The sequence below is a fragment of the Hyphomicrobium sp. genome (genome assembly GCF_047600905.1).
In the GTDB taxonomy this organism is placed as follows: domain Bacteria; phylum Pseudomonadota; class Alphaproteobacteria; order Rhizobiales; family Hyphomicrobiaceae; genus Hyphomicrobium_B.
In genome coordinates, this window is sequence record NZ_JASGKD010000001.1 from 3,280,874 (window position 1) to 3,305,549 (window position 24,676).

At 56.3% G+C, this 24,676-nt stretch carries 24 protein-coding genes; 6 read left to right on the forward strand and 18 right to left on the reverse strand.

The annotated features are described in order from the left end of the window. Positions 1-51 precede the first annotated feature (51 nt). Complete coding sequence (locus QM780_RS15800; protein ID WP_415071394.1) at positions 52-1,146, forward strand: YaaC family protein; 1,095 nt, start codon at positions 52-54, stop codon at positions 1,144-1,146. 40 nt (positions 1,147-1,186) lie between these two features. Here the strand turns inward: QM780_RS15800 and QM780_RS15805 are convergent, their stop codons facing one another. The 15 genes from QM780_RS15805 to QM780_RS15875 all read right to left on the reverse strand — a co-directional run bounded on the left by QM780_RS15805 (position 1,187) and on the right by QM780_RS15875 (position 19,615). Continuing rightward, positions 1,187-2,050, reverse strand: a complete 864-nt coding sequence (locus QM780_RS15805) for a hypothetical protein (RefSeq protein ID WP_415071395.1) — start codon at positions 2,048-2,050, stop codon at positions 1,187-1,189. A 30-nt stretch (positions 2,051-2,080) separates the two neighbouring features. After that, a complete protein-coding gene (locus QM780_RS15810) occupies positions 2,081-3,178 on the reverse strand; it encodes a nucleotidyl transferase AbiEii/AbiGii toxin family protein (RefSeq protein WP_415071396.1) in 1,098 nt (365 codons plus the stop codon). Then, positions 3,135-3,782 (reverse strand): DUF6088 family protein, encoded by a 648-nt coding sequence (locus tag QM780_RS15815; RefSeq protein WP_415071397.1) that lies wholly within the window; start codon positions 3,780-3,782, stop codon positions 3,135-3,137. The genes QM780_RS15810 and QM780_RS15815 overlap by 44 nt, the downstream gene beginning before the upstream one ends. 82 nt (positions 3,783-3,864) lie before the next feature. Further along, positions 3,865-4,416, reverse strand: coding sequence for a hypothetical protein (locus QM780_RS15820; RefSeq protein ID WP_415071398.1), 552 nt, complete (start codon positions 4,414-4,416; stop codon positions 3,865-3,867). Between the two features lie 472 nt (positions 4,417-4,888). Beyond that, positions 4,889-8,839, reverse strand: coding sequence for a hypothetical protein (locus QM780_RS15825; protein ID WP_415071399.1), 3,951 nt, complete (start codon positions 8,837-8,839; stop codon positions 4,889-4,891). Positions 8,840-8,978: 139 nt separating this feature from the next. Beyond that, positions 8,979-9,182, reverse strand: coding sequence for a hypothetical protein (locus QM780_RS15830; RefSeq protein ID WP_415071400.1), 204 nt, complete (start codon positions 9,180-9,182; stop codon positions 8,979-8,981). Positions 9,183-9,356: 174 nt separating this feature from the next. Then, complete coding sequence (locus tag QM780_RS15835) at positions 9,357-9,989, reverse strand: hypothetical protein (RefSeq protein ID WP_415071401.1); 633 nt, start codon at positions 9,987-9,989, stop codon at positions 9,357-9,359. Between the two features lie 295 nt (positions 9,990-10,284). Then, on the reverse strand, positions 10,285-11,481 hold the full coding sequence (locus QM780_RS15840) for a hypothetical protein (RefSeq protein WP_415071402.1): 1,197 nt from the start codon (positions 11,479-11,481) through the stop codon (positions 10,285-10,287). Between the two features lie 132 nt (positions 11,482-11,613). Further along, positions 11,614-12,126, reverse strand: a complete 513-nt coding sequence (locus QM780_RS15845; protein ID WP_415071403.1) for a hypothetical protein — start codon at positions 12,124-12,126, stop codon at positions 11,614-11,616. A 477-nt stretch (positions 12,127-12,603) separates the two neighbouring features. Then, a complete protein-coding gene (locus QM780_RS15850; protein ID WP_415071404.1) occupies positions 12,604-13,059 on the reverse strand; it encodes a hypothetical protein in 456 nt (151 codons plus the stop codon). A gap of 18 nt (positions 13,060-13,077) precedes the next feature. Further along, a complete protein-coding gene (locus QM780_RS15855) occupies positions 13,078-13,446 on the reverse strand; it encodes a hypothetical protein (RefSeq protein ID WP_415071405.1) in 369 nt (122 codons plus the stop codon). A gap of 409 nt (positions 13,447-13,855) precedes the next feature. After that, positions 13,856-16,108, reverse strand: coding sequence for an AAA family ATPase (locus tag QM780_RS15860; RefSeq protein WP_415071406.1), 2,253 nt, complete (start codon positions 16,106-16,108; stop codon positions 13,856-13,858). A gap of 422 nt (positions 16,109-16,530) precedes the next feature. Next, positions 16,531-16,884 carry a hypothetical protein gene (locus QM780_RS15865; protein ID WP_415071407.1) on the reverse strand — a complete coding sequence of 118 codons (354 nt, stop codon included), beginning with the start codon at positions 16,882-16,884 and terminating at the stop codon, positions 16,531-16,533. A 4-nt stretch (positions 16,885-16,888) separates the two neighbouring features. Then, entirely contained in the window at positions 16,889-17,137 is a 249-nt protein-coding gene (locus QM780_RS15870; RefSeq protein ID WP_415071408.1) for a hypothetical protein, read from the reverse strand. 1,095 nt (positions 17,138-18,232) lie between these two features. Continuing rightward, positions 18,233-19,615: a tyrosine-type recombinase/integrase gene (locus tag QM780_RS15875; protein ID WP_415071409.1), complete on the reverse strand. Its 1,383-nt coding sequence runs from the start codon at positions 19,613-19,615 to the stop codon at positions 18,233-18,235. Between the two features lie 510 nt (positions 19,616-20,125). Here QM780_RS15875 and QM780_RS15880 point away from each other — a divergent pair. Continuing rightward, on the forward strand, positions 20,126-20,461 hold the full coding sequence (locus tag QM780_RS15880; RefSeq protein WP_415071410.1) for a hypothetical protein: 336 nt from the start codon (positions 20,126-20,128) through the stop codon (positions 20,459-20,461). A 151-nt stretch (positions 20,462-20,612) separates the two neighbouring features. Further along, a complete protein-coding gene (locus QM780_RS15885) occupies positions 20,613-20,876 on the forward strand; it encodes a hypothetical protein (RefSeq protein WP_415071411.1) in 264 nt (87 codons plus the stop codon). A gap of 607 nt (positions 20,877-21,483) precedes the next feature. Here the strand turns inward: QM780_RS15885 and QM780_RS15890 are convergent. After that, positions 21,484-21,669, reverse strand: a complete 186-nt coding sequence (locus tag QM780_RS15890; RefSeq protein WP_415071412.1) for a hypothetical protein — start codon at positions 21,667-21,669, stop codon at positions 21,484-21,486. A gap of 451 nt (positions 21,670-22,120) precedes the next feature. Between QM780_RS15890 and QM780_RS15895 the strand changes: the two genes are divergently transcribed. Together QM780_RS15895 and QM780_RS15900 are read left to right on the forward strand one after the other, a co-directional pair. Next, a complete protein-coding gene (locus QM780_RS15895; protein WP_415071413.1) occupies positions 22,121-22,567 on the forward strand; it encodes a hypothetical protein in 447 nt (148 codons plus the stop codon). Positions 22,568-22,705: 138 nt separating this feature from the next. Next, positions 22,706-23,056: a hypothetical protein gene (locus tag QM780_RS15900; RefSeq protein ID WP_415071414.1), complete on the forward strand. Its 351-nt coding sequence runs from the start codon at positions 22,706-22,708 to the stop codon at positions 23,054-23,056. A gap of 72 nt (positions 23,057-23,128) precedes the next feature. Here QM780_RS15900 and QM780_RS15905 read toward each other — a convergent pair whose 3' ends face one another. Beyond that, entirely contained in the window at positions 23,129-23,401 is a 273-nt protein-coding gene (locus QM780_RS15905; protein ID WP_415071415.1) for a hypothetical protein, read from the reverse strand. A gap of 187 nt (positions 23,402-23,588) precedes the next feature. On the opposite strand from QM780_RS15905, the gene QM780_RS15910 reads away from it, so the two are divergent. Further along, positions 23,589-24,290, forward strand: a complete 702-nt coding sequence (locus QM780_RS15910) for a YARHG domain-containing protein (protein WP_415071416.1) — start codon at positions 23,589-23,591, stop codon at positions 24,288-24,290. A 6-nt stretch (positions 24,291-24,296) separates the two neighbouring features. Here QM780_RS15910 and QM780_RS15915 read toward each other — a convergent pair whose 3' ends face one another. After that, a complete protein-coding gene (locus QM780_RS15915; protein ID WP_415071417.1) occupies positions 24,297-24,608 on the reverse strand; it encodes a hypothetical protein in 312 nt (103 codons plus the stop codon). Between the last annotated feature and the right edge of the window lie 68 nt (positions 24,609-24,676).

Here is a 24,676-nt window from a genome sequence, read left to right on the forward strand (position 1 = left end):
AGGTGGACGTCGTGATAATTTCCAATTCACCCGAAATTCGCGAGCCTATTGATGCGCGGCACGTTCTTTCAGTCTCCGACGCGACGGTTGCCACATATTTGGACCGCAAACCCGGAACAGGCGATCTGGGACCTGTTGCGAGTTCTCCAACAACCCGCTGCGGTGGAGAACATCTTGACGGGGAATAGTGGCGCTCGTGGTGGCGAGAATGTCTTTTCAAGTGAACTTGCGGGTAGAAGATCGCGCGACATCGCCTATCTGATTGTTCAAGCGGAGGAGTACTACAGATCGGCAGAAGTCGCTTCGTTGGCGACCCGGCCTCTTCCTCTCTACTACGGCATGCTCACTTTGTCGAAAGCCGCCATATTAGCCTGGAACGACGAGATATCGCTACTCGATTTGAAATATCACGGGCTCGATAGTCGGCCTCGCTCTGGGGATCTGAAGTTATATAAGGAAACTCCCGATAAGTGGACGCTCTCGGACGAGTACGCATCTGCCAATAGCGGTGTATTCACGCGCTTAGCAGGTTTATATGGCGTGCAAAACATTGCGGTGGGAGATGTCTTTACGTTCGACGATATTCTTAAGACCGACGCGGAACTTGCCGTCGCATACAACAGAATGAATAATTTCGGTTCGCTCACGTTTCCATTATACAGCTCCACCGTCTCGGATGATCCGGTAAAGATCGTGATGTACCCCTCAACAAGATCAGTGGACGAATTTAAAAAAATCTTCGCTTTCATCGAACCGGATTTCGAAATTTCCCCGGCGCTTCTCCATGATCAAGCCATCACTGTGACGAGCCGAAATCATCTATTAAAAAGTCCAGCATATTTGGGCTTCGAGCACCCCGATGTTGGCGGCAGGTATATTGTGGGACCGGCACTGAACTTGTCAGACGGGAAAAAACGTAGATATGTTCCCCGGCCAATTGCAGATTACGCCGGCATGTTCATTCTTTCTGACTTAGTCCGTTATCGACCTCAGTTCTGGGTTGAAGTCGTGAGAGGTGACCCTCGCGGTAACGTCGGCTTGGTGAGCCTATTTGTTGCATCGTGCCGCAGACGTTTTGCGCACGCAATGTTGAACGCTCTGTATGGGGAACGGTTTTCATTCGGCACTGCGGCGCGTCTGGGGTAATGCCTCGTTGGCAGCTGACAGCGCTTACTCACGCACTCGACTACTTCGAGCGCTCAATCAAGTTTACGGAGCGACGAAACGCTTTTTGATTAAGGCCCAAGTAGTTAGAAATGCGCGAAGTAAGTGTTTTGCTGACGTTGAACTCGATGAGCTGTTTGCCGTCTAAGTGGAGACACAGAAGCGAAGCCGCCGCCGCAATAATTTCAATGTGGAAAGCATTAAGCGGCTCTATTGACGAGGGCTCGACCATTAAGTGCATCTGCCCGATTTTGCCTCTAACCACATTGTTGGGTGGCCCGCCAAACGTCATGGCATCCGCCGCTGCTTCCATCGCTTTGTGAGTTTCGTCGCGCTCTGCATCGAAGTGGACGCCGCCAAGTTTGTTAGCAACAAACTTTATGATTTCTTCGCAGGTGAAAAAGCGTCCCGAAAAATATATCCGCTTTTGCCTTTTGAAGGCGCCAAGTTTGAAGAGTTCGAACTTCATCGTATGAGCCGGTACCCGCAACTTACCATTGAACGGCGAACTTGAAGAATAAATCCCGGACATCTCCGCGCCATTGAAACGTACCCCACCCGTTAAGAAGATGGTTACGTCCGGCGCATTCTGTAAAGCGCTAACAACGTGTTCGTTGTTCAAGGCAGGTAGTTTAGGAACACGGCTTACCGCACGACAGAACTTGTCCAGTAAGCCCTCGATAAGCCAACGTCGCAGAATAGGTGAAGCAGCGCGTATGCTGCCTTCGTCAAGTGCCTCCTGATGGCGCACAATAAGTCGAAAAAGCGTCTCCAAATCGCTCCGCAGAAGCGCGTCCCACTGTGCAACTTGTTCTTCTGGATAAGTTGTTTTTGCCAACTGTTCAGGGGCCCCGAAGTTAGTTCTCCATTCACTATCAGCAATCATTCACCGAGCGCGAGAACCGATGAGAAATTTTTAATCTCGACGGTTCATTACGGTGTCGATTTCACGAAGGCGGTCCATTACCCAATTAAAATCCTGCCTATCCCCGTACATCATGTCCTGCATTCGCGCGTAATCTTGCTCGAGCACTTGGCGTACTTCATTGGCGGGCATGATTTGAAGACGTCCATGATGAAGCTCATCGTGTTTGCGCCATGCGCTTCGAAATGCAAGTTTATCATGTTCCCGTACGTCATCTAACAGCTCGGCATTTCTCATGGCGCGTCGTCCCATGGGATGGAGGCTCAATCTTGCCAAATCCGAGTAATGTCTCGATAGGCGGTTTCTATCGCCAGGGACGCGAGCGTCGTCTCTAAAACGACAGTTGTGGCCATGTACTATCGCGATCTTCTCCAAGAACGTTCGTGCGGGCGATATCATCGTGACGTTGCTGATCTCCAAGTTCAGCCCATTTCCGAGTTCGTGTTGGACGTACGGAACGACCGGTCGCTCGACCGAGGGGGACTGAGCAGATCGCGCACCTCCCTCGATTTTCACGCGCGGCAAGAAGTAGCCGTGTTCATCGTCTTCTTGAGCGTCGAGATTGGCCTCGACAAATAGAGAGGGATACCTGACGAAAAGTGTCTGAGGTTCCTCACAGGACGTAACAACTCGGCATTCGGGCAACGCTCGACTGAGCTTGTCCTTCATAGGTCCGGATATAAATCTGCCGCAAGCGTCTTGCAGCTTCTCGAACCTCTGCTCTCGCTTCTTTTGCGAGGGTCTTCCGTCGTTTCCCAGAAACACTACTTCCGGATCGGCGGGGTCGAAGTCGCCCTTAAAAGCGATGCCTTCATCGCACTTCAATGTGTGCCTGTTGAATACAATATCGATATCCTCAGAAAATCTCTCGATTATTCCAAAGCCCTTCGATAAGGACGTCCCGCCTTTGAAAAATCTCTTGGGTGCCCAAGGAGGTTCCTTCATAACCAAGTCTATGACGCGGCATACCCAATAATCCTTCTCCGCGAGGAAGTCGGATATTCCGATCCGTCGGGCCGTCTCCGTAAAGACACCGCGTCTGTCGTCAGCGCTTTGGGCTTGGAACCGTTCGTACTCCCTCTTCCGCATCCGCTATCACCGCATTGACCACACGAATTGCCCAGTCTGGTAGGTACGCCTTCTTTTGCGCCAAATCTCTTTTCACTTTTTTTGGAAGTCGCGCTCGTAAAGCCGCTATTGTGTCCGGCGACGACCCCAAGTCTTTGCCCAACCAAAGTAGGGTTTGTACGATATGCTGTCCGGGGCTGCCCAACCAAGGGCGAAGATACGTGCTCGCCCTATTTAGACGGATTTTTCCCCCATCAATTGCGATGCTTCGTGAAGGTCCATCGGTAACATATACGGGCCGAGCCGGTACCGCGTTTGTTAGGCCAAGACCGTTGGCGGCGGCGATATTATCGGGAGCGATCTTCAATCCGTGGCGCCGTGCAACGGCATCAACTACCGCGCTTGTTTTAGCAGGCGAGGGGCGCTTCAGGAGTGGATTGGAGCGAGGCAAATCGTACAGCCCTCTTCCTACCCGACGGAGTTTGCCTGCCTTAGCTAAACGTGAAAGTGCCTGGTCAATTGACGCGCGTGAAGCAAGGTGCAAGAAGTCCTTCGCAGAGTACACATTATTTCCACGACCACTACCTCTTACAATTTTCAGTATTTTATGATTTATACCAGTCACTTATGAAATCCAAATTGACAGTATCTTGTCAGAAATATATAGCATTTTTTCCGACAAATCAAGAGCTGCCTGCCGTGCCCTCCTACTCGTTCTTCCGCGCCCTATCAACCGCCCGCTTCCAAGGACCTACTGGTCGCGACACCAGGCTGCGCATCTCTCGCAACGCATCCCTCGTAGCCAACCTATAACTTCTATCGACCGCGTTCTTACGCGCCCTCTTCTCTTCCGCCGTAAGCACTCGATGCTCAGACACTGGCACGCCCTCCTGTGGTCCGCCGCCGCGCGCACGACCAGTCTTCTCACGAACAGCACGCAACGCGTCCCGCGCTCGCACTCGATGCCTACGGGCGCTTGCTTTTCGTCTTTCCTTTCTCTCTAACGCCTTCGCCGCGATTTCTTCAGTTGTAGGCTTCAGCTTCGATGCTCTTAGCGCGGCACGCTTGGCTTTCACTTTGTCTAAGGCGCGGCGCTTAACGGCCTTCGTCCGCGCCTGACGCTCTTCTGCGGATAGTTCAGGGTGCAAATCGCCACTGGCAATACGCTGCTCAATGTAGGCGTTGTGCTTGGCTATTTCGTCTTCAAGCGTCGTTCCGTGCATTTCGGCCAGCTTGGCCAGCACGTCGATTAGTGCCATTCGTGTTTGATCCTTTGAAATGAAAGAGGCCGGGAAGTTGATGCTTCCCAGCCTCGGAATTATTCGCTAGCGCCCCCGTCGAGTGGCTTTGGCTCCCTTTTCGGAATATCGACATAGACAATCAGATGAAGCCGGGTTGCCCCTGAAGCTAATGCCTCGGAACCGTAACCCACAAAGATCAACCTCTTCAGCTTTCGCCAGAAGTATGCAGCCATAACTGCAAGCAATAGCCCAACCCCAATGGCTTCAGGGTGCTGCAATACTTCGAACAAGCCCATGGCGATCTCTCTAACCGACCGAGCGCACGCAATGCGCCCTTAAATCTTCGTCAGATGGAGAGAGCAAAAGGATAGTTGGCGCGCTCAGCCGCACCGTCAAGGGGATTTAATATGGATGTTGGGGAGGCGCATGCAACCGATACTAGATGTAGTAGTGCTCTCACCTCCGACCCCTCGAAGGGCGTGTCGTCCTTCTAGTGCCGCGTCGGTTCCGGCGGAGCACCCATCGCCGACGCAGAAAAATCAGCGATTGCGTTTAGGCTTTGCTGGATGCCAGGGACGGCGTGGTATGGCAGCAAATTCTGGAAGCGTCGAAGATCACTTCGCGAAATCTCACCGCCACTAACAGCTTTACTCAGTGTGCGGCCCGAATGGACAGCGTCTTCCGCCATGCCGGCGGTCGGTCCGAGCAACACACCGCCGAGCCCAATATCCTGCACTTTACGCGGGTCGCTGCGGTCAGCGTCGCCTGCAAGCCAAGACATGCCACCACGAAGACTGAACTGGCCGAATGGAAGTTTGGACGCTGTATTGGACGCAGTGAACAGTGAGCCCATGATGCCCGACCTGTCCAATGCGTCGTACATTGAAGCCCCGGGATTGCGGTTCCACCTTTCCGAGAACTCGTTCCAATCAGCGTCGTTGTCACGAAGAGCCCGTTTCATGGCGTCAACGAACACCGCGCCAAGCACAAGGCTGGAAAGGCCCGCGCCTAATGCAATTCGTTGACGCATTCTTTCCGCTGCATCAGTTCCTACGTTTGCCAGCTGGACCTGACGCGCAAGGAAGCGGGTTTGGTCAATGAGCATAAACGTTTGGAACTGATACATCAGCTTGCCAGTGGCGTCGTAAGTGAACTGCGGACGATCACCTAAGCCAGGCGTGACAATCGTGTTGCGGTTCTCACGACGAAGCGCAGTTTCAAAGCGCGCCGCTAAATCCTGGTCGGACCATTTGTCGAGGTCCGCATAAAGGACGCCGGCGACGTGCTTCAAATCCTGCCTGCTGTATTCCTCGCCGATCTTCGCAAGGTCGTGCGCTTCAATGCCAAGGTTCGCCAACCAAGCAACATTCTTCGCCGATAGTCGGTCGTGTCCAATCTGCGAATAGCCGAGGATGCGCGAACTGGACACGTTGTGAGTGATTTGTTTGACGAAGTCCGTCCAGTAGCTAATGCCGGAAAGTCTGGTTGCCCAACGCGTGGTTCTATCGACGAACTCCAACCACGGGTCGCCAATCTGATGCGGGTTGTTGAGTTCGAACGCGTCACGAAGGCGAGTGGCGTGGACGGCTTCGGCAACGGTTCCCATGCGCAAACCTTGCTGTCGCATCACACCGCCTTTGCGCACGGCATTCCGAAAGTCCGTGAACATCGGCATCACGCCATATCGAAACGTGTTACCAAGACCTTGGGCAATCGCAATCTTCGGCGCGTCAGTCAGAGACGACACCGTCACGCCACCGAGACGTACTGCGTAGGACAGTGACGCGAGAGTGTGCGCGGCTTTCGGACCAAGAAAACCGAAGCCCTTCCCCTGGTCATAGACACCTAGGAAGTTCTCAACCTCGTTGCGAACGCCCTGCATGTACTTGTCGCGTTCGTCGATCAGCTTTGTCTTTTCATCACCAACGGCAGCGTCAATCCTTGCTTTTGCTTCCTTCTCAATATCGACGAGAATACCGTTGCCCGTGTAGTCGCCGACTTCATTGCCGTAACCATCGACGGTCTTGAAGACGGAGCCGAACGCAGCCTGCTTGCCGGACGTGTTGTGAAGAAGTTCCGCGTGGTCCAACAGGTCGGTGCGAAGGAAGAAGTTGTCGGCCAGGCTATCGTCAGGAATGTCGATAACACGACCCTGAAGGTAGCCGGTCCTTACACGCACGCGGCTTGTCGTGGCATTCGGAATGGTGGACCGAATTCCCGCGACAGTGTCATAAACGTCTTGAGCCAGGGCGCGCGCATATTCGGGAATTTTGTCCCGCGTCATCGGCACGCCGTACTTGCCCTTCGGAACAGCCGGCTTCGCATTCCCTTCAGTGATTGTCGGCTTGTCGCCTTTGCGTGGACGCGGGCCGAACTCCTGTTCGAATGACTTGATGCCGCCTTCGTATTCACCAACCAGCGGTTTCTTCGGCTTCGGTGTTCCTTTGTCGTAACCCTCTTCGAACGTCTTGAAGTCGCTGCGCTTGGGCTTAATTTCCTTGAAAGATTTACCTTCGTTGGCCGGGTCAGATAAAAATTCACGCGCTCTGTCTTCCCACACGCGATACGCGTCTTTGAACAACGCTTCGTCTTGGGCAACAGCATCAGTCCGGCCAACGTCGTGGTCAGCAACGCGCTCCCGCCAGTTGGCCATCGCTGTTTGATAGTCGGCTTTGTCCTGTGCCAGCGCGACGTCTCGACGATTTTCCCATTGCGCCAATCGCTCCGGATGTTTGTTCCAGAAGTCCATACGCTGTTCGAATGATGCAACGCTGGCGTCGTGTGCGGCAAGGCGTTCCGTGTATTTCGTGTGCGCTAGCTCTTCTTCGACGTCCGCTGTCACTTTCCGCGTAGCCCATGCCTCTAACATCGACATGGCGCGACCCTTATCATTGCGGAGCGCAGTCTGATTGTATACCCGGGAGACATACGAGTTAGCGCCCAACGTGGCCAAATCCTCGGGCAGTTTCCCGTTCTTAACGTGCTTGTCTTTTTGCTGGTCAACGTACTTCCGAAACTCGCGTGCGACGGCTTCAATGGCAGGATCAGACGAAACGCTGTCGATGCCTTCGTTCAACGCCGCGTAGTAGGCACGCTGCGCTAAGTCCTGGACGTTCTTAAAGCGGCCGGAGTTCTTCGCGTAAATGTCTTCGACTGACGCCTTGAACCGACCAAGTGCAGCGCGGTCTTCATCAAGGTGATCCTCGACAGTTTTGCGCCGGCTGTTGGCCAGGCCACGGACGTTGGCTTCGGAGATTTCGGGTGCGGAGTAAAAGCGCTGTCCAAAATTCCTCACGGTGTCTAGTGGCGATTGGCGAAGGGCGTCGCGCGGTCTTCCTAATAGTGTCTTACCTCCTAAGAATTTGCCCAGGAGTTCAGTGGGAACGGTCGTAATGGACGGCACCTTGTCGAAAAGGCTTGCGGAAACCTTAGCGTCGGCCAGCTCGCCGCGGGCATTAGCTTCCGCCTTCAATTCGTCCCAGTTGACGGCAGCGGCGCCCGCGCTGGACGGGGTCGGCTTGTCGGACTGGACACCGCCATTGGACACGTCCACACCGTTGGCTTTGGACACTTCAGCGTCCAGCCTGTCCACCGCCGCACGGGCTTCAGGGAAGTTGTTCGAGGCGTCTTCCCGGTACTTGTCCAGATTGGCTTCGACGTGGGGTGCACGGTCTCCAAGAATAGCGTGGATAGAACCGCCGATGGCCGCACCAAGGATGGCACCGGACGCAATATTGACCGCGCCTTCCTCCGGCGTCCGAAGTTCCTGTGTTGTCTGAAGTCCAGCTTCCGAAATGCCGGCGTCCACTGCACCAGCCACCGCAGACTTGCCGGCTGTTTCGAGAAGTGACGCGCCGGCCTTCCCTAGCTGAAGCGCTTTGCCAACCGGAATGAGGGTCGGAATATCCACGATGCCGGCCACCAGCAACGCGGCTGTACCGGTCAATCCCGACGCTTCCAGAATGTCCAGGTTCTTCTGTTCGCGCTCAATGTCGGCCAGACGCGCATCAAGTTGAGCTTGGTTCGTCACTCCCTGAAACTTCTGAAGCAAGGGAGAGAGACCAGCCTTTGAGACCTGGTCGATGATTTCTTCGTCGGTCAGCTGTCGGCTTGCGCGGGTCGGAGAAAGTGTTTCTGCCAATGACTGACTGGACAGTGCAGAGCCGATTACGTTGCCCGTCTGGAACGCTGCCTTCAGCGTCGCGTCGAGAGACGGATTTTCCACTTCTGGCTTCGGCAGGTTCGCCGTCACATGCGAGCGGTAGGCATTGTCCAGCTGAGCGTTGAATGCGTTGTCGTCGAAGTGTGGTGCGTAGATTTCCTGCTGTTGGGCGGGCGCCATCTGCGCGGCTTGTTTGGTGAGAGCGTTCGATAGTGCGAACGCGTTGACGTCTTTGTTTACGTCGGCGTTGATGGCGCCAACCTGGTCAAAGGTCTTCATGTAATTGCTTTCTAGGCTATGCCTTTTTGGTGTGAAAACGCACGTAACAAAGGCCCGCAAGCGTGGTGTGCTCGCGAGCCGTGCAATTTCTCAATCGAGTGGAAGGAAACGGGACAAACGCCCCGTTTCTCTCTCGTTGTTAGTTCCAGATCAAAGGAGCAAAACGGACAGCACGACGTTGCAGCTCTGCTTGCAAAGCATCGCCTTGTCTTTTCCAATCAGAATGTCGTTTGGTTCCGTATGGTGCCAACAAACCTTGGCGTTCAAAAATTAAGTCGATAAATTGAGCGCCTCGTATGCCTTCCAGCATCATCAAAAGCGCGGTCGTTGAAAATAAACTCACTTTACTTATTCAATTCCTTTTTTGTGTTTTCGCTGGACCAATTTCCAGACAAAGAAAGTATAACGCAAAACGACGTTCAAACCCAGAGCTAATTTGCTATTTTGAGACCCAACTCGAAATATCGCGTCGATTAAGCGTCAGAGGAAACCTAACGTCGCCAGCACCCGCTGCCGCCTACCCAATAGGAATTTGATGCGGTTCCGCGACCAGCATTTGAAACTCGTCTTTGAAAAATACTTCGACGCCACCGCCGGCCTGTCCGAAATGGGGAAGCGCAGTGCCCATCCGATAAGGCCCATTGGTCATGATCGGAAACATGAACTCTGCTGCTGCGGATACGGGCAACGCATACCGACCGACTGCGGCAAGCCCGCTTGGTATCATACGGCTGTCATTGTATGTCGTGGCGTAAGTGCCAGCCTTAATACGTCCATTCTTCATCACGCGGGGATCAGAATGATTGGCGGAGTAACGGAAGAACAATTCTGGGTGACCGCCAGGCATTGAATAAAACAACTCGACCGGCGCAACCTTAGGCTTCTCGATAGGGCCGGCATGAAGGAGCGAGTACACCAGCGGGTTATCTCTTGTTAGCAGCGTTCCCCACTCGGCGCGGGAATAAAATTCGGCTTGAATGTCTGAACTGTCGAAGGGAAATTTGTAAATTGTATTCACTTCGAAAATTAAATCGTTAGCAATAGGAAGTGCCTCGAACAGCTCTGATCGTTCGGCGAAGCTAACGACAACCAAACTTGCGACAACGAGCGCGTAAGAATTGCGTCTGACTTCGAATAACTGAAACCCCATACCAGTCTCGGGGTATGATACGACTGATTGAACGTCGTGCTGACGAATTACGTTGACGCTCGCCAAGGTCGTCTCCGATCGACGCGTAAAAAAGACCGGCAGGTGTGAAACTACCGGTCCGGCTTTTGCAGGACAGAATGCGGAAGTGCATCCTGTTGGACGTCGCTCAATGCCGGGGTTTGAGGTCGGCACTGAGCGACAGCCTTGAGCAAATCCCCACTTCAGATTGAGCACAAGAACGTCTGACGCTCACGGACGGATTTGCGGGAAAGTGTATCTGGATCGCATCGCGCGGCTACGCGGCCAACCGAATGACCGTCCCCATCTTGTTGGCTTCGACGGTCACTTGGCCTGCCGCAGTCAATTCCCTTAAGACGTTCGCGACATGGCCGCTGCTGCACCCTAACGCTTTGCCCAATGCACGATGGCCTGAGTAAAGCTCGCCGCCACGCTCGCCGACCATCTTCAGCAACCGTCCACCGAAGCTCTTATCGACTGTACGCTTCCGCAAAGCCCGATTGGACACGACCTTAAGCGCCGGGCGGGCTTCGATTTGCTTCGGCGCTTCCTGACTTTCGACGGCCAGTTGCGGGACGGGACGGGACGCCATGTCTTTGGGCTTCGTTGTCACGGGCGCCATGACGGGCTCGCGAAGGATGGCGGACAGTGCGAAAGCCAAGCCGGCGCCGAATTCAACGACAGCTACTGCCAACAGCGCCAGCCATTGATTGATGGCGGCCACCGAAATTGTGATGCCGGCAACGGCTAGGTATCCACTGATAGCAGTCGCGTCTGTGTTCGCGGGTTTGGACGGTCCTAGCTCCTTCAGCCCGTCGTCCGCGTTCGTCATCTTGGCCTGCAACTCTTCCCGACGTGACGCCCGCGCCTTTTCGACTTCCAGGGCGGACGCTTCCGGACAAACCCGCCTGGTCACAGGTCCGTCTATGGCGGTACACCCGTTTGCGCCCGGCGTTTGCTTCAGGGCGTCAATCTTCGCGTCCAGCTCTGCCACGGTAGCGGAGACGGGAAGCAGCCCTGCCAGATCGTCCTTGGCCGTCTGGTACGCGGTCTGAAGCCTGGCGCGAGTGCCACCGGTGTCGGTCTGGCTGACTTGCGCTGAAAGCCTCTGGCCAGCTGATGCCCCGATTGCGGCTGTGAGGGAATAGGAACCAGTCAGGGCGATGGCGATGCTGGCCACGATGCTGCCGGCGAGTGACCGTGCCTTGATCGACTTGAGAAGTGCGGTAGGGCCAAGGGCGAGGATGGCGGACGCCGCGACGCTGACAGCTGCCCATGTCAGTTGGTAGCCAATGTCGCCGTCGTAGCGGTGCCAGCCATAAAGCACGTTGGTCGAGGCTGAAGCCAGTCCGAGGGTTAGGCCAGCGGTCAGTGCGAGGGCCGACCAGGGCGTGTGTTTGTATCGGTCTAGCCGATTGATGGTATCGGGTAAATTCGTTTGTAGTTTGGACGCAATTCGGGTGTGGTGTGACATCGGGTTGTTCCTATCAACGGTAGGTTCAATCAAGAGCGGAGCCGGCCTGCCAGGGCTTAGGCTCCGTTCGCCTTTTGTGGGCGCCTTCGACGGTGCCGTGATTTGGTGAATAATTCCTTCCGCATTTCGAAATTAGCGGCGACGGCGTTTCGCTTGACGCTTATTCGAACGTCTTTTCTTCGCGGTTTTCTTCGGCGGCGTCAGGAGAGTGGTCGCGGGTGCCGATTTAATTTCCTTCAATTCCACTTCGGCCGACGCCGCACCGTAAATCCCAATTCGAACTTGGCCTAAATACGCTTCGACTTGCGGCATCTTCCGGAACCAATTGTCGGCGCACGTTCTGGTCCGAAACTTTTGCAACGCCTTCAGGTGAGCAGAGACGTCCGATACTGTTGCTGGCAGCCAAGACCGAAGCGCCAACATATGCGGGTTTCCATGCTGAACTGCCAACAAAGCATCGGAAACACGGCCTTTCGGGCACCATGCGATATGCAGCGCATCGACCTCGTTGAGCGCGTAGCCGATGACGACCATGAAGCCGTCTTCGTTTTTTTCGGCGGTCGCGTGGTTGCGGAAATCGGCCATGATCTCCGCCGCCCGCCGGGCTTCTCTATTCCATTCGTTTGTCGGTGTTGCGTAGTCCATTTGCGTGTCCTTTCTCTTGACGCGGATATGCGCTTTTTGATTTCGTCGATTTGAGATTGGACTGGGCAACGAATAGAATTGCTGATTTGGAAAGCTAATTAAATAAGGCCGTCGCGCGTGCATAATTCAGTTGCGCGTGACCAGCCGGATATTTTTCAAGAAGTTCAATGCCGTCGTCGGGAATGCTTTTATTTTCGTCGCGGTCGCTTTCGCCTTACAACGCGACGTCTCTGTTTTGCCATCAGCTTCGCCACTCGCTTCGCTGCCTTTCGCTCTCCGACGCTGACGTAACTGACTGCACGGCGGACAGCGTCACGACCGCCTAGTGCCTCTTCCAACGGGAACCCGGCGCGCAGTCTTCGCCAAATGTCCACGGGTTTGAGGCCGCAGCCTGTGCGACGTGACCATTGGAAGAGCGTCAGGGATTTGCCTTTGTGGCTCACCACCAGAGCTTGAATGCCGCCGGCCAGCTTGGCGTTAGAGGCGAGCTTCGGCCTTCCTCTTCTGAGACGCATGACGGGCGCCTGAAGGGCTTGAGCGCAAAGCGCGGGCTGCGCCGTTAAGACCTGCGGTCGCGCGGGATGCTTGGACGCGGTCTGCGCGGCGTTGTTCGATGGCTTCGTAATGAGCCTTGTATTTCGCCGCCCGTCGTTCTGCGGCTTCGTCCAGCATCGTATCGTCATCAATCGTTCCGACCAGTTTGAGGCGGTACATGCTTGGCCGTTCCCTGCCTTCCAGGAGAAAGCCGGTCGGACTGTCGGGGTGCGGGCAGTGTGCGACGCGCTCTGGCGTGCCGTTCGGTCCGGTGGCGGAATGGGAATGGACGTGGTTGCAGTAGGGGCAAGGGACCAGCCATACGCCCTTCAACTCCGGTCGTTCTTTCAGGAAGGCTTCGCTGGCTGTGTACGCATCGACTTCAGGGTACTTCGACATTTGTACGGTACTTTCTATTCAGCTTTTCGGGGCTTCGTTTTTCGCTTCGAAATGGACGGGTTCGCGTTCGCCATACTTTCCGTCGCCGGCCGCCCATGCGCTCTGTGTGTAGTGGACCAGGGCGCGCGCATGGCTGGCTGATGCCCAGACGAACACGAAGCGGCCATCCGTAGGCGGGAAGAAGACAGCGTGAAGGGCACCAAGGAACTCAGCCTTGGCCACGCGTAGAGCAGCGCCGTTTTCCAGCGGGGCGATGTTGTCGGCTGCCAGGTCTTCAGCGCGCAGGGTGGCAACGGCTTCTAGGAAGGCGTCTTGATGTTCATGTTTGGGGAAGGCGTCGGCGAGCGCGGCTGTGCGTCCGGCAACGGTGGTCTTTCGTTTTGTCATTCGGTTCTCGGATTGAAGGCGCACGGTGGCGCGGCCGGCTGGATGGCCAGCGGCGGATGAGTGCGGGTTGTTGAAGAGGTGAGGAACGCAGCACAAACGAAGGGCTATCGGGGCGCCGTCGCGTCATTCTCTCTGCCACTCAAAACATTTGACGTGACGGGTGAAAAACATGCGGAAAAGCCCGTATTTATTGGGCTTTTGCGTCACGTCACTTTCTCAAAATGATTTGACGCGACGAGGCCGTCACGTCACGAACTTACCGTCACGTCAAATTCTCCCGTCACGTCAAAAGATTTGCACTCCATGACGTGACGTAAATATATATATAATTCAATGTGTTATACGTACTATAGAACCCGTCGCGTCAAATGTTTGGAGCCTTAGAGAAGATGACGCGACGGGATGCAGACTAATGGCGTGCGGACAACTGCCATTCCGACCCGGCGCCACCCACGCTTGGCCGCTTAATTTCCACGCCGATGGTGCGAGCGGCCCGGAGAAACGTGCTCTTGCTCTTGTCGTGGCCGGCCCGCCTTGCAGCCTCTTCGATCTTCTCGAATGGATGCCGGTAGCCGTCTGCGAGATACTTGGAGAGAAACGTCTCTAACCCTTCGCGACCTTCCTTCCTGCCGTCGCGCTTCTCGTCCTTGCCGCGCAGCACGTCGTCGGCCGTCATGGGAAGCGCTTCCAGCCATTGCACGCGCGACGTTTCAATGGGACCGTCTGACGTCATCACCTGGTGCCCATCGATTTTGAACGAGAGGGCTTCGACATTCGGCGCCAAGTTTGTCTTGCCGGCGACAAACATCTTGGTTGTTTCGTCAGCGCCTTCCTCCGGACTTGCTCCGACGAGGTATACGGCCCTCGCCGCCGCGCTAAACGCCAAACTTCCCGTGACGCGGTCCGTTACCTTTCCGCCATTTCCCTTGTTCAAGTGGCTCACGCAAACTATCGCGACGTTGTGCTTTTCGGCCAGCCGAGCTAACGGCGCAAGGATGCCGCGAACTTCGCTGTTGTTGTGGCTGTCCACTTTTCCAAGGTACGCGGATATTGGGTCGATGATCACGAGGCCGACGTCACGGCGTTCGCTCAACACGGCGTCAAGGGTCTGAATGTCTTGTGCCAGCGACACGTCAGTTTCGGTGGGATTTCCTTTTTCGTCGTAACGCAAAACGCTTTTGATCGTGAAGACTTTCGATACGTCCGCGCCGGCCGCAATAAGCCGTGGCTTGATGACGTTTTCGGCCGCATCTTCTGCATTCAGCAGTATGACTGACTGAGCTTCGCGCGTCCTATTCCGTTCGTCGTCTATCCATGCTCCGCCGGTAGAAACGGTTGCAGACATATAGCAGGTAATCTGCGACTTTCCCTGTGACGGGTCTCCGGCGATAATACTTAGCGCCCCCTTGGGAATACGCTTCGGCCAGAGCCATTCCACTGGCTTGGCTTCAACATCGGCCATACTAAGAAGTTGTGCGATGCGCGTGTTGCGCGGCCTTTCGGATTTAGCAGCATCGCCCTGGCCGGCATCAGCTTCGCCGCCCTCGCCGTCGTCCCGACAATCGTCATCGACACGCGCACGTTTCGCATTGACGTGCGATAAGTCACGCGGATGAAGTAAACCCCACTCAAATTGGCCATCCACCGTAGCGTCGATTGCTCGCCGTCCCGCTGCATCGTTCCAGGGGCGCGACGGGTCTAACGCCCTCATGGACAGAGCGGCGGCCTTGATTTCCTTCTTAAGCCATTCAGCGTCGGCGCTGCCAGACGCAATACCCATTCCGCCGAGCAACGTGCCGAGTGATGCGCTTCGCCGGGACAGGTTGTCGTTCTGGTCTTTCAAAGCTCTCGCGATGCCAGTCAGCTCGGCTTCGATTGTCGTGGCGATGTATGGGGTGTCGAAGTCCAGATCGGTGCGTGGCTTTGCGCCAGAAGCAAGCCGCTGAAGTCCACACGTCGAAAACGTCCGTGCGAGATTGTATTCGTCCCGCCAGCTTGTGCGCGGCGTGACCAAAATCTTTTTCCGAAGCCCTGGCGTGCTCGCGATAACAGCAAGCTCGACTTTCGAAAAACAAAGTGCCAAAGCCAAGCCATCGGGGATTGTGGACGGCGTGTCAGTGTCGGTCCTGATCCAGACGTAACGCTTCCCGTCTACGGTACTCGGCGCGGCCAAGACGTAACCGCTACCACTGCCGTCAGCATTGCCAGAACGCAGGTCGATTGCCTCGCCGGCCTTGCCCGCGTTCGAATTGAAAGGCGCTTCGCTATATTCGTACCAGTGGTGGCTTCCACCTGACGGCGTGCTAACCATCAACCCGCTGGCATATTCCCCGTGAGCATCTTCTAACGCCTCCGCGCTCGCCTTCCCGCCCTTGCCGTCCTTCACGTCAATGTCGATAACGGCGAGGTTTGAAGCCGGGCCGGTCAGAACGCCAATGTTGGCGTCAGGCCATTTCGACCACCACCAATCAATTTGAGCCCGGTCCGACGACGCTGCTTTCGGCCATTCCTTGATGAGCGGCAATTTATCCGTGCCGACCGGAAAGACCATCTTGCCTTGGCTGGCGTAGAATTGCGCCGCGCGTTTCATCGTCCAGCTTGCGTTCGGATAGCGGGCTGCGCTTTCCCCCGGCGAGGTGTCTTCTGTTTGTCCTACTTCCATTCTCATTTCCCATTGTATTCATCCGCCCCGGCCTCTTTCCGGCTCACGGGCTCTATCCTCAAAATCGGCCGCCACTCAACGGACAGCGACGCAGCAACCAAGTCTCCTAGACGATCTAGGAGACGGTCGCTGCGAGCCTGACGAATGGCTTCCTGCTCTAAACGCAAATACTCGAACTCGACTTCTCGCCGCCGTCGTTCTCTGAACTCCGACGATCTAACTTCACTCGCCCGGACACGATCCATTGAGAGACGCCGCTGACGTTTGTGCGGACGAAGGGCGAAGGACGGCGGGCCGGTTGCTTGAACCAGCATGATTGCCTCGGGTTTGTTGGATGGCTTCACGCCGCACACAGAACGCGCAAGGGCGGCAAACGCACGCTACAGACTACTTTGGTGCCGATGGCCGGGGACGCTGGCCTTTCAGACGCCGTCTAGAATGTGCGCCGGTTCGTCGCCAGCGGCCGTTTCGTCGTCTTCGGCTACCAAGCTACCTGATACACCTTCGAACGGCCTGTACGGAACTACTCGCAGACCGCCTTTGTCAGTCTCTTGAACGGTCAACTTCGCGCCCGCATGGATGCTGCCGATACGGGCAGTGACCATATCGCTGCCAGCACGGACAAACTCGACAGGACCGTCCAGGTAGCCGAGCGCAACCAACGCCCGGCAGGAAGCATACATCGGAACGGAGGTCGGCACAGTCACAAGCGGATTTTCGTTGAGCGACGTCACGGCCTTTCCGCGACCTACGGAATGGATTGTTACCCTGACCATTGGATCAAGCCTCCGGGTGCTGGACGACTTCGAGCCACCTAGGGCGCGCGCCGCGTTTGCTAACCGGCCGATTGCGAAGGAACTCGTCTACGGCCTCAATGGACCAAAGAACGTGTTGGCCGCTTCGCTTCCGGGCGCTCGCCGACCACCCGGCGTAGCGTGTCCACTGATGCAGTGTCTGAATGCTGACATTGTACCGGTTGCCCATCTGCATGGTGGTCAGCCAGCCAGGTTCGTTAGGTAGTTCGTTCATTATGTTGTTCTCCAAAGTATTGTTGTCGTGGTTGCTGGAACAAATAAAAGCCCGCACCATCGCCGACGTCGAAGCGCTCCGAACCGGGAGGAAGACCGGTGAGCGGCTAGCAGAACGGTGACGATGGTGCGGGGATCGGGGCGAACGGTGAACTTAGAAATGCGCCCTTACACTATGCGGAAAACATTCGGACCCGTAACCGACGACTACACACTGTGTGACGTGCAGTTAGACCCGTTTTTATTGATCGAATTGAATGTCTGTTGCCAAATTGACACCATGAGTTTTTGCGTATTCTCGAAATCTTCTGTCGCACGCTGCTGCCGCCCTCTTCGCCTTGCGAGCATCGACTGTCTTCTTCCCGATGTACTTACGTCCGACATAGCGAGTGTTCATTTCGGCTGTCTTCCGCCGCTTATGCAGCTCTTTGCCGACCACACTTTCCGCAAGTCGCATGGATAGGTATTCGAGTTCGAGACGCGCACGATTGAGTTGTGTAGCGAGGCGTTCTCGCTGCACCTCGCGGGTCCAACGCCGCAAGTCTTTCGTCCATTCAGTGCTGTGCTGACTGAGCGCATCAGACCGCTCTGACACGACGTGGCCGCAGTCCTTCCACCAATAGTCAAGACTTGAGCTGCCCGCCCTTTTGGGGGCGCCTGGCACTTCGTCTTTCTCGCTTTCGCCTGTATTGCCAAAGACGGCGCCCCAATCTGTCGGACCGTCGCCAAGCGCATGCAACTTACTCATGCCGGGCGAATGCCCCGCTTCGTAGAACTTGGAATATCATTGAAAGGCCGTTGCCGACAAAGCGGCGATTACTCAAGGCACACGGCTCGACGCGCAAACACAGGGCAGCCTACCCAAAACACTATTATAACAGTAATTGAGTGATTTGTCCGCTGGCGCCGCAATCGCATTCCGCCGACACAAGAGATTTTTGGCGCCAGCGTCTGCTAAATGGGGGTTATAAGAAAGTGCGATTGCCGGAATTAATTGGCGATATGCGCAATTCCAAAGTCATGTTCTGCGGTAATCAACCGCGCGTCTAACCGGTGATATGGACATTCATACGGCCCCGTGCACGCGAGAAGCCGGCTAGGCCCTCTTCAGTTCGTGGACGTTCGAGCTTTCGTCGGCTTCATCAGACACAAGCCTCTCAACGCGACGCGACCACAGCTCCAACGCTGCCCGCACCTGCGTCAGCATCCTAGCGTCCTGGCTGTAGTGCTGGCCATCAACGGAACCGTCAGCATGGTTCAACACGAGGTCCCGAACTTCCCGGCCTACGCCGTTGTCCTTGAGGTAATTCGATAGTGCGCGGCGCATATCGTGGATAGATACGTCTTCGATGCCAGCGCTTACACGTAGTCGGCGCATGGCCTTGGAGACCGACTCCCCATGAACGTGCGGGGTGCGCGGCTTGTCGGCTTTGGTTTTGGTCGCGTCGGCCGGGAACAGATATTCGCGGTTCGCACACTCTGCTAGCGCCTGTTTGAAGAGCGTCACGGCTAGCGGCGACAATGGCACGATTTGCGTTCTGCCATTCTTGGTGCGCCCTTCTACGACCTTGCCACGTTTGTTCACGTCGCCTGGAATGGTCCAACGCGGGTCTTTGCCGTCCAGGTCCGACAGCTCAGACCTACGCACGCCCGCAACCTCCGTACGCCGCTGGCCGGTCACGATGCCGAGCCTGATAATCAGCTTCATGGCCGGGGAAAGCTTGGCAACGGGCGTGTCGTCGTCCTCGTCGCGCTGGGTCTCGACGACGTCCATAGCCTTCCACAGGGCGGCAATCTCGTCTCCTGTCGGGTTGCGATCCCGTGCAACCTTCGGCCCGCGACGCCCAATGCCTAGACATGGGTTGTCGTCGCAAAGACCCTGGTTGCGTCCATACCGATAGACGCCGCCAACAATGGACTTCAGCATGTTGGATAGTGCGAAGTTGCTCTTAGCTTCCGCCTTCCGGCAAATCGCGAGGACGTCCTGGTTCGTCACGGACTGGCAAGGCTTGTCGCCGATCACGTCGTAGATATGGGTTTCAAGGTGGCGTTCATAGTTGGCGCGGGTGTTGGCTGCCAGCTTGCCGTTTGCGAGAAGCGCCTTGGCCAGTTCCTTAAAAGTCATCGCCTGGCGCAGCGCGTGCTTCTCGTCTACCGGGCTGGTGCCGCCGGCAATCGATAGCGAATTGTCTTCCCAGAGCTTCCTAGCGCCTTCCAGGCCAATCTCGTCGTAGTCGCCCAGCCGCAGCTTCTTCAGCTTGCCGACCGTGTTGCGATAGAATTTGTAGAAGACGCCTTTGCCGGTCGGCTGTGTGACCAAGACCAGGCCAGGCATGGGCGCCCGTCGCTCGCCACCCTTGCCAGGATTGAGTACGCGCTCGAACCGCCATTCCTTCTGCGGCTGTGCTTTCGCTTCCTCGATTGCTTGCTTCACGACCAGGTTGTTGAAGACCAGGACGTTGGTCGCGGTCCGTGCCATTTCGCTTGCCCTCTTTGAACGACCCCATCTTTAATATACCAGGAAAATCGCTTTCATGCAAGCCGCCCTGGTATACCCCTGGTTTATTCTGAATGGGTCGTAGTGATGACGTGGTCAGAACCTGTCACGATATTCGGAGTCAATCCAATTGCATAAGTGACGTATTAAAAGGATAAAATGCACTTGCAACGCAATGCGCGAGAGGGCCGCCTGACTCCCAGAAATTCAAAGACCACATAATTCGTAATGACGGGGTCGTGTGTTCGAGTCACACAAGCGGCACCATTTTCGTACGATTTCTCACGCTTCGCTTCGGCCTCGTATCCTCGTCAAATTCAGTGCTGCCGCGGCGCGCTATTTTCGCCGCCCAATGACGCATGCCGTCATGCACACGAAGCGATTCCGGCGCTCGTTGATCCATCAACTATCCGTAAGGTTGCGGTTTTGAAACTCGCTGAAGGCGGCTTCGGTTCTCTCTTCAAACGCTACGTTCAAAGGAGAGAACATCCGATGGTCAAGTTCAAACAAACAGCTACAGCAATCGCCGCCGCGTGCGCCTTGGCTGCGTTCTCAATTCCGGCGTCCGCGGCCCATTTCAGTGGCGGCCATATGGGTGGTGGCCACATGGGCGGTTTCGGTCATGGTGGGCATTTTGGCGGCGGTCATTTCGCTCATGGCGGCAACTGGCACGGCGGAGGGCATTGGCATGGCGGCCGTGGTTGGCGTGGCGGTGGATGGTACGGTTACGGTTGGGGTCCCGGGATCTATCTCGGCGACGACGATTATTACGACGACGATTACGATTATTGCTATTGGCGCCACGGTCGTCGCTTTTGCCGCTACTGAACTACCTTTTCCAAAAGCATGTTTCGCCCCGGTTTCCTTAAAGAAAGCCGGGGCGGTTTCTTATCGCCGATTTGCCGCAACGCCGCGTCTCGGAACCCTGCATTCCCGGGTTCGGTTCAAAGGTTAGTCGAGACCAAGGGACCGTCAAAGAATGGCTGAACTGATCGTACTGCAAGACCAGCGGCTGCGGCTTACGAAAGAGCAGGACCGTCTCGTATCGCAAGTCGGAGACTTGCTCAAACAGGCGCGCAGCGGCCGGATCCGAGGGTTGGTTTACGCTTCGATCGGTGGCGAGGACGACGCAATATCGCTTTGCGCTTTGAATACCGATGATTGCGGCACGCACGAACTCGTCGGGCTATCGCAAATGTTGAACGATTGGCTATTGGCGGCGGCCAGAAGCGGCAGCGACTGATTTTTTGATTTTCGAGCGGGCCTAGCAAAAGAGCGACGGGTGTGAACCATCGCTCCCTGGCCTTTACCGGTCAGAATGCGGAAATGCATTCTGATTGTGCGTCGCTCGATGCCGGGGGTTGAGGTCGGCAGCCGAGCGACTGGTCCCAGCAAATGCCCGCGAGCGGACGTTCGCAAGCACATCTGAGGTATACGGAACGATTTGCCGTTGGCGTGTAGCAGGACGGCATCTGAATTCGGAGAGGGTGCTGCGGCGCATCTAATCCGACGCGACAGATGCCTGCGACTTAAGAATGATTTGCGGACGTAAGGGGCTAGAAAGCGGAAGGCCCTGCCATTTGACTGGCAGGGCCTACAGGATTGTGCCGCCCTCGCGCCGATCGGTTTCGGTCCCGCTCGTCCGACCTGATTGGCAGCGACACGTTTCCCGCTGAGACTTGCAGCGATACCTAATGCTGCTGTCATGAACAATTCACAAAGCGTGTCAGACGCCGTAACAAATCGATGAACGATCGGCCCGTTGCGGGCAGGCCCAGCCGTGCCGTTGCCACCCGTCAGGCGCGCGAGTGACATACGCCTCCGACGGCTATGCCTGCCGTCATCGTCGCTCAGTACTCGTCGTCCTCCTCGACGCGATAACCGTATGGAAGATGACCGCAGTATTCCGACGCGGCTTTCTGCGCGTCTTCCCAGGTTTCGAATGAACTACCGATCGTTTCGGTGCCGCCACCGAAACATCCTTCGGCGTCATTCAGACAATGATCACACCAAACAACGACCTTGAATTTTGGCATATCGGCTTCTCCGTTGAGAAAAGCCCTCGGCGTCGCTCCCGTTCGCGCACAACGTGTCGGAGTGCAAAGCGCGGGGAGATGGCGGCATGCTTCGGCCGCCTAAGTTTTTTGTCGTTCCCTCGCGCTACGCGACAACGACAGATTCGAATTGAGGCTACCATTGGACGAGGAGACAAAACGTGACCAGCGCGTAACACTTGCAACGAAATGTGCCGGAGAGGCATCGGCGAAGCTGCTGAAACTGCAGCGTTTCCGCGGCGATTTCGGGTGCATAAGGTCACATTGGCCATTTCTGCACGGAGTCTGCCACATTCTCGCTGATACGGTCGGAGATCATTGGACGGCTTTATTTCCGGGACGGGGACCAGACATCGTGAATGCGCAATCGAAAACCTTTCTGCTTGCTGCCAGCCTCAGCGTCATCGCGTCGAGCGCATACGCGGAATGCACCATGAACGAGATCCAAAAGCCGGAGACGCGGGTCGGCTTATGCAGACAGCAACCCGGAATTGCCACCGGTTACGGCTGTACATCGCTGCTGATGAAAGAGCAGGCTGCCGATCAGTTCCAGCAGGTGGAATTGGCGCGTCGCTGTGGGTTCAATGCCGAAGCGGACAAGCTCGAAAAATTCTATAAGGCAACGACGCCCTATATTCTGAGCCTCTACCAATGCGTCGACACCGCCGTTGACCGCGCAGACGTCGAGCAAAAGGCAAAGGCGGAAGTGGCTAAAAACCTTGCCAGCCTTGCGCCCGGATGTCCGGCCGAGCTGAAAGAAAAAATGGCGAAGCGACTGCCGAAGCTGATCGAAATCGATGAAAAGTCGCTCTCGCAAATCAAAGTGCTTGCCGAGGGCATCAATCTGACTCCGGTCACGCCGACTGCCGCGTCGAAGTAGGCATCTACCGGGCCGTCAGAGTTAGATGAATCAAGGCTTTATTCACTCTAACTTCGCTCGATACTCTCAAATTTAAGGTTCGTCGCCTAAGATCGTCCGATCCCCGACCGGGTCAGGAATGTATCTGGGAGACGTCCCATGTCTGGTTTGAAGTTTGTCGTCGGCGCTCTGGCCGCGGGTTTGAGCCTTGCAGCTTTCTCGTCGGCTGCCGATGCAACATTCTATCGTGGCTGCGGGTACGACCCCTATGGCTACCACGCACCCGATTACCGCGGCTGCCCGACGTATATCCGGCGTGCGTATCGCAAGGGCTGGGGTTTCTATCCCGCCTACGGATTTTATCCGGCGGGCAGCTACTACGCGCTGCCGCGCTATTATCCGGTCTATCCGGTGCCGGCGCCCGTCTATCCCGCGTATCCCGTGCGATATTGCTATTACGACAACGGCTACGATTTTCGTGTTCGCAGCGTGTGCGTTCCGGCTTGGTGAAGCGCCCACCGTCTGCCGCGTACGGAGGAGCCGGTGTTCCGGCATCCTCCCGATAGGCGGATTTAAAGAGTCTTAACGGATCCAGCCGAACGGCCGCGGCCCGTAGCAGAAGTCACGATGGTGGAGATAGTGACAGCGGCCACCGTCATAGTAGTCGTCGCGCGCGAAGGGATCGCCGGCGTAAGTCGCAAATCCGAAGCGATAGCCATGGGGCGGACCGGCGCGATGGTAGCCGAGCCGGAATTCGCCATTGTGGCGATGATGCCAATGATGGGCTTGGGCCGCTGAGGGCGCCAGGATCGCCAGGCCTAATGCGGCGCCGGCGAGGGGTAGGAACTTCGTCATCTGCTGCCTCTTGCTTGTTGTCTTCAATTCAGTTGCTCGCTGCTGCCGCAAACGCAACGATGAATTCCAGCTTTGGCAAATTCCGCGTCGGGCGGTTTCGGCGTTTTTAATCAAAACGCGAAATTCCTTGGCATTTCGTGCGCGCGGCGCTTCAAATCTCGCGCGGATGCAAAACGTGGGTCGCTCGATGTATCGGATAGGTATGAACAAGTCGCTGCTGGCGGCGATGCTTATTTCGTGGGCGAATGTCGGAAGCGCCGAAGCCGCCGACGTCTGCGATGCGCTTTGGCGCGCGAGAAACGCGATTTTTGCCAACAAGGGTTATTGTTTCACAAGTCCGGACGCGCAAGCGATTTTCGGCAAGGGATGCTTCGCGCCGTTCGGCAAGTTGACGCCTGGCGAAGAAGCGGATGTCCAGCGAATTAAAGACATCGAGGCTCATCAAGGGTGCGCGGCCGCCTCGGCCCATGCTGCCGGACCAACGCAGTCAACTGTGGGCGGCGCACGCGTCGTTCCGAGGTACATCGTACAGCTTACGCTTTCCCCGGCCGCTGCCGCCAAGCTCTCGGCGTCAGGCGAAACTGTCCGCGTGTCGGCTTCCTACTATGGGACGGCGAAGACCGGGATTGCTGCCGGTGATGACGGCGAGATCGGTCTGGCGAACGAGGTCGTCGATCTGCCGAATGGCACGACGGCGATCAATCTCGGCGGCATTTCAATTTCCGAAGCCGATATCGGAAAGACGTCCGAGGGCCGTCCCATGCTGCTCATCAACGTCTATACGAGCCGAAAGGTGTTCCAGGACAATCTGCTCAACTGCGGCATCTATCAGGGCGACGCCGCGATGGCCGGGCAAGTCGAAATCGACTGCAAGCTGATCGGCGAATGAGGCCGCTTACTGAAGACCTGGCGAGGATGGATTGTGCGGCGGCGTCGTTGCTTCCGGTCCGCTGCCTTTTTCGCCGGTGCTGCCGCCAGCACCGGAATCTGCCGGCAGGCTGATCTCGGGCGGCGGCTGCTTGTTAATCGGCACAGAGGGCGACGTCGGCGAAACAACCGCGTTATTTTCGCTTCCCGGCCCAACTTTTCCTGGTTCAATGGTCTTCGCTCGGTCCGCGGGGCTGACCGCGCTGTCGGCGTGAGCCGGCATCGAAGCTGCGATGATTGCCGCGGCGGCCGCGGCTGCGATAAGCCGTTTCTCCGTCATTGGACATGGTCCTTTCAATCGTTCCATGCGGGAACGCATGGGCCGATAGACCTGTTCCCAAAAATGCG